Origin of the sequence: Streptomyces sp. NPDC060194 (genome assembly GCF_042728285.1) — a bacterium.
Classification (GTDB): domain Bacteria; phylum Actinomycetota; class Actinomycetes; order Streptomycetales; family Streptomycetaceae; genus Streptomyces.
This window is the reverse complement of the sequence record NZ_JBHWZH010000244.1, coordinates 1-4,793: the sequence shown is the minus strand read 5'-3', so window position 1 is coordinate 4,793 and position 4,793 is coordinate 1. Positions and strand designations below refer to the sequence as shown.

At 75.2% G+C, this 4,793-nt stretch carries 4 protein-coding genes; 1 reads left to right on the top strand and 3 read right to left on the bottom strand.

The annotated features are described in order from the left end of the window. Positions 1-67: 67 nt before the first annotated feature. Positions 68-442, bottom strand: a complete 375-nt coding sequence (locus ACFWEG_RS28275) for a PRC-barrel domain-containing protein (RefSeq protein WP_387220758.1) — start codon at positions 440-442, stop codon at positions 68-70. Between the two features lie 123 nt (positions 443-565). Then, positions 566-1,222 carry a DUF6461 domain-containing protein gene (locus tag ACFWEG_RS28270; protein ID WP_387220756.1) on the bottom strand — a complete coding sequence of 219 codons (657 nt, stop codon included), beginning with the start codon at positions 1,220-1,222 and terminating at the stop codon, positions 566-568. A 197-nt stretch (positions 1,223-1,419) separates the two neighbouring features. Between ACFWEG_RS28270 and ACFWEG_RS28265 the strand changes: the two genes are divergently transcribed. Next, positions 1,420-3,240: a hypothetical protein gene (locus tag ACFWEG_RS28265; protein ID WP_387220754.1), complete on the top strand. Its 1,821-nt coding sequence runs from the start codon at positions 1,420-1,422 to the stop codon at positions 3,238-3,240. Positions 3,241-3,404: 164 nt separating this feature from the next. On the opposite strand, the gene ACFWEG_RS28260 is transcribed toward ACFWEG_RS28265, so the two are convergent. Next, entirely contained in the window at positions 3,405-4,703 is a 1,299-nt protein-coding gene (locus tag ACFWEG_RS28260) for an MFS transporter (protein ID WP_387220752.1), read from the bottom strand. Positions 4,704-4,793: the final 90 nt, after the last annotated feature.

Genomic DNA, 4,793 nt, shown 5'->3' with positions numbered 1-4,793 from the left:
GGGGGGGGCCCCTCGCCCCGCGGCCCCGCCCCGGACGGTGCCGGGCGCGGGGCCCGGCCGGGATCGGTCAGAGGGTGCTGCCGGGGGTGCCGGTGCCGGGCCGGTTGGTGTAGTGGGTGCCGACCTGCCGGTGGTAGTCGGCGTTGCCGAGGTGCTTCTCCTTGTCGAACTCCGGCGCGTCCTTGATCTCGTCCTTCGTGCGGTCGACGTGGACGGTCTCGTTCTCCGTGTCGAGCGAGCGGATGACGCCGGCGGGGAGGAGGACCTCCTTGCCGAAGATCCAGACGCCGGTGTCGACGACGATGTACTGCGCGCCGACCTCGCGGGAGTGCTTGTCGATCTTCCCGATGTGCCCGTCGGTGGCCTCGACCTTCCAGCCCGTCAGGTCCGTGCCCGCGGTGACGTCGGCGTTCGGGGCGTGGTTCCAGATGTTGTCCGTCATCGTGTGACCTCCTGCGAGAGCTTCGAACTGCGGTAGCCCTCACGTGTCCTCCCGGACCGCCCGCAAACCCGCAACCTGATCATCAATTACCGCTCGCAGCGGACCGCGGTGTCGCGGGGAGCGCTACGGTGTCCGGCGGTCCGGGTCGTCGAAGGCTGCGGCCGGCAGCTCCGTCTCCGTCTCCTCCCAGGGGATGTAGAGCCCGAGCTCGTCCTCCAGGAACCGGAGGAAGCCCGTCGTCGCCGATTCGCCGCCGCGGTGGACGAAGCCGAGCGCCTCCTCGGGCGGAACGCCGTTGAAGAGATGGGGCAGTCCCGGCTCGAAGGTCGAGACGGCTCTGCCGTGCAGCCCGTAGTCGACCCGGGTGAAGCCCTTCGCGTTGCGGTGCACGACGAAGGCCCGCCCTCGCTCGGACAGTTGCGCGATGTGGAGGCCGGTGAGGCCGTGGTTCTCCTCCAGCGCGTACGCCCAGCCGTCGACCGCACCCGCCCGCACGATCATGTCCGGCGGGGTGGGGAGGAAGCCCGCGTCGGTCAGCCGGGCCACCGCGGCGTCGTCCTCCCAGTCCAGCCACTCGAGGTCGCTGATGTGGTGGTCCTCGCTCCGGTAGAGCAGCTCCCATGCCGCGAACCTGGTCAGCGCGATGATGCGGTGCTCCTCCGCTCCGACGGCGCGCAGCAGTTCGTACGGCGTCAGCCCTTCGGCGAGCGTGAGCGTGAAGGTGTCCGTGCGCGGATCGTTGATCCACCGCAGTCCGTTCTCGCCGGCTGTCCGCCCCATGGTGTCCCCTCCCCGGGTCCGCCACCCCGGCGGACCCGCGAGCAGACCGTAGCCGGGGCGGGGGCGACGGGACCGGAGTACGGCGGCTCTCCGAGTGAGCGGGCAGCGATCGAGGGGGCGTCGAATTGCGTCGACACCGCGCCGATCAGCGGGCATGCTGCGCTCATGACCTACGGAATCGAGTCCCACCCCACCCGGTGAGCGCCCAGGACGAGCGCGTCGCGCTCACGCCCCCGACCGCTCTGTACGACCGCGCCCGGCAGCTGCTGGACACGTCGCCCGAGGGAGTCCCGCCCCGGCGCGGTTACGTCCTTCCCCGCACGACCGCAAGAGGCGAGGATCCGCTCCCCTGGGACGAGGCGAGACGCGCCGTCCGGGAGGCGTTCAGCCCGCTCCCCGACGCCCCCGCGACCCTGCGACGCCGCTTCGGACGACGCGGCGTCCAGGACCGCCACCGGCACCTCGTCGGCTCCGTCGTCGCCGAGCTGCCGCTGCCGGCCGGACAGGCGGCCGCGGCCCGCACGCTGGGGCGGAGGCTGGTCCGGACCGGTACGACCGTGCCCACCGTCACCGCGGGCATCGCGCTGCTGGGCCGCCTCGGCACGGCCGAGGACGTCCCGTACCTCTCCGTCCTCGGCCTGTTCTGGGACCTCACCGGTCCGGCCGTCCGCGCGCTCGACGCCCTCGATCGCCGATCCGCGGCCGTCACCTGGCTCGCGGCCTGCGGACGCCGTGACGAACTGCGGCCGCTCGTCCGCGCCCTCTGGGCAGGTGACGGGCAGGCCGTGCGATCGGAGCTGCTCGCCCTTCCGACCTCACCCCCCTTCGTCGACAGCACGGTCGCCCGCCGGATCGCGGAGGCGTCCGAGCTGCCCGTGCTCCTCGACCGCCACCCCGCCGACACCGACCTGCTCGCCCGCGCGGGCAGGCTGCTGGTCCGGATGGGGTGCTCACGCGACGACCCGACCGACCTCCTCGCCTGCCACGACGTGCTGCGCGTGTACGACAGCGTCGTCAGCCGGGCCGGTCTGCTGCCGCCCACCCTCGACAACGCCGCCGTGCTGTTGTCGCTCGCCCTGGACCTGAGCAGCGGCACCGGCGTGCTGCTCGACTGGCCGCCCGGGCGGCGCGCGGCACTGCTTGAGTCGCTCGGCCGTCTGCTGGCCGCGCCCCGATGGGCGGCGGCGGGCGCCACCGCGAGCGGAGCGGACCAGCGGCGGCGGGCCGACTGGATCCGCCGCACCGGCCGCCGGCCGTTCCGGCGCCCGGCCGTGCCGGACCGGTTCCGCATCGAGGTGGTGGCCGGCGACCCCGCGGACCGGGGGCCCGTCGAGGCACGCGTGCTCGTCGACGGCCGGCCGGTGGTTCCGGCCGTGTTCGGCCGCGGGCCGGCGCACAGCCCCGACCTCCTGCTGGACGAGGGCCGGCTGCGGGCCGGGCCGGAGCCCCGCGAGGTGCAACTCGCGGAGGCGAGCTGCACCGAGGGCTGCTGCGGCGCGCTCTACGTCACCGTCCGGCGGGAAGCGGACCAGGTGGTGTGGGAGAACTGGCGGCGCACCCTGCCGGGCTCCCGCGATCCCGCGGCGGAGCTGCCCGCGCACCGGTTCGACGCCACCGCCTACGACGCGGAGATCGCCGGAGCGGAGGCCGTCTGCTCCTGGTCCTGGCGGGCCCGCACCGTCGCCCGCCTGATCAAGGCGGGGTTGATCGAGGAGCCGGACCTGCTGAGCCGCTGGGACGCGGGCCGGGGGTGGATCAGCAGCGGCTTCGACGACCCGGAGACCGCCGTGGTGACCTTCTTCTACGTGCCGGGGCTGGCGTCCGGCCGTCCGCAACGACCCGACAGCCCCCTCCAGTTCCGCTGGGACATCCCGGATGACGGCACCCCGCCCGAGACCCAGGCCGCGGCCGCGCTGCGCCGGCTGGCCGAGGAGGACCCGAAGACCTACGCGCGGGTGAGCGGCGGCAACCGTGAGCGCGCGGAGGAACTCGGATATCCCTGGCCCGACAGCACCTGATCGCCCACGCATGACGGGGAGTGACGTCGATCTGGAGGGGGGTGACGGCACCGTCGGACGCCGTCGGTGGACGTGGACCACCGCCGACGGCGGCTCCCACGGCACCGGCCTGTTCGTGGCACACGACCGCACGTGCGGCCGGGCCGCACCCGCCGTCCGGAGGTTCAGCGGCGGTGCGCGGTGACGGTGACCGCGGGGAGGAGGGCGAGGGAGAGTGCGGCCGCGGTGAGGGCGAGGACCGGGTAGCCGGTGGCGGCGACCACGACGCCGGAGGCCGTGGCGCCGGCCGCGCCGGCGAGGGCGACGGAGACGTCGACGAGGCCCTGCGTCCTGGCGCGGGTGGCGAGCGGCACGGTGTCGGTGATGACTGCCGTCCCCGCGACGAGCCCGAAGTTCCAGCCCAGGCCGAGCAGGGCGAGGGCGAGTGCGAGGAGGGCGACGGAGTCGGCGGGCGCCGCGGCCGCCAGGACGCCCGCGGCCGGCAGGACGGCGCCGGCGGCGACGGCGATCCTGATCCGCCCGATGCGGTCGACCAGCCGGCCGGTCAGGGGCGAGGGCAGGTACATGGCCGCGATGTGGAGGGAGATGACGAGGCCGGAGGCGGCGGTCCCGTGGCCGTGGGCGTGCATGTGGACCGGGGTCATCGTCATGATCGCGACCATCACGAGCTGGGTGAGGACCATGACCAGGGCCCCGAGGAACACCCCTCCGCGGCCCTCTCCCCGCCCGGCGGCGCCGGCGGCCGGGTCGGTCGCGGCGCCCCCGCCCCCGGCCTCATTCCCGGCCTCGGTCCCGCCCCCGGCCTCGGCGGCGGCGACGGTCCGGGCCAGCAGCAGCGGGTCCGGCCGCATCCACCCGGCGAGGACCACCGCGGCCGACAGGTAGGCGGCCCCGGACAGCAGGAACGGCCCGGCGAGGTGCGGCAGGCCGAGGCTCTCCGCCAGAACCCCCGTCGGCGCGGCGAGGTTGGGCCCGGCGACACCGCCGAGCGTGGTCGCGACCAGCACGGTGGAGACCGCCCGTCCGCGGTGGCCGGGGGCGGCGAGATCGGCACCGGCATAGCGGGCCTGGAGGTTGGTCGCGGTGCCGGCGCCGTAGACGAACAGCGCGGCGAACAGCAGGACCGGGCTGTGCAGCGCCGCCGCGGTGATGACGCCGGCCGCGCCGACGGCCCCCGTGAGGTAGCCGGCGGTCAGGCCGGGGCGGCGGCCCCTGGCCTGCGAGACGCGGCCGACGGCGACGGCGGCGAGCGCCGATCCGCCGGTGGACAGGGCCAGGGGCAGTCCGGCGAGGCCGGTGGAGCCGAGCATGTCCTGGGCCAGGAGCGCCCCGACGGTGATGCCGGCGGCGAGCCCCGCGCCGCTGAGGATCTGCGAGGCGACCAGCGCCCGCAGGACGCGGCGCTGGGACGCGGCGGTGTCGGGTACGGCGCCGGTCGTGCGGGAGGGGGCGTACGAGGTCATGTCCTCTTCCGGAGCTGGTCTGCGGGAACGGTCCGACCAGCATCGGGCTTCGGGCACGCGGATGGCCAGGGGCCGGTGCGGCGTCCGCAC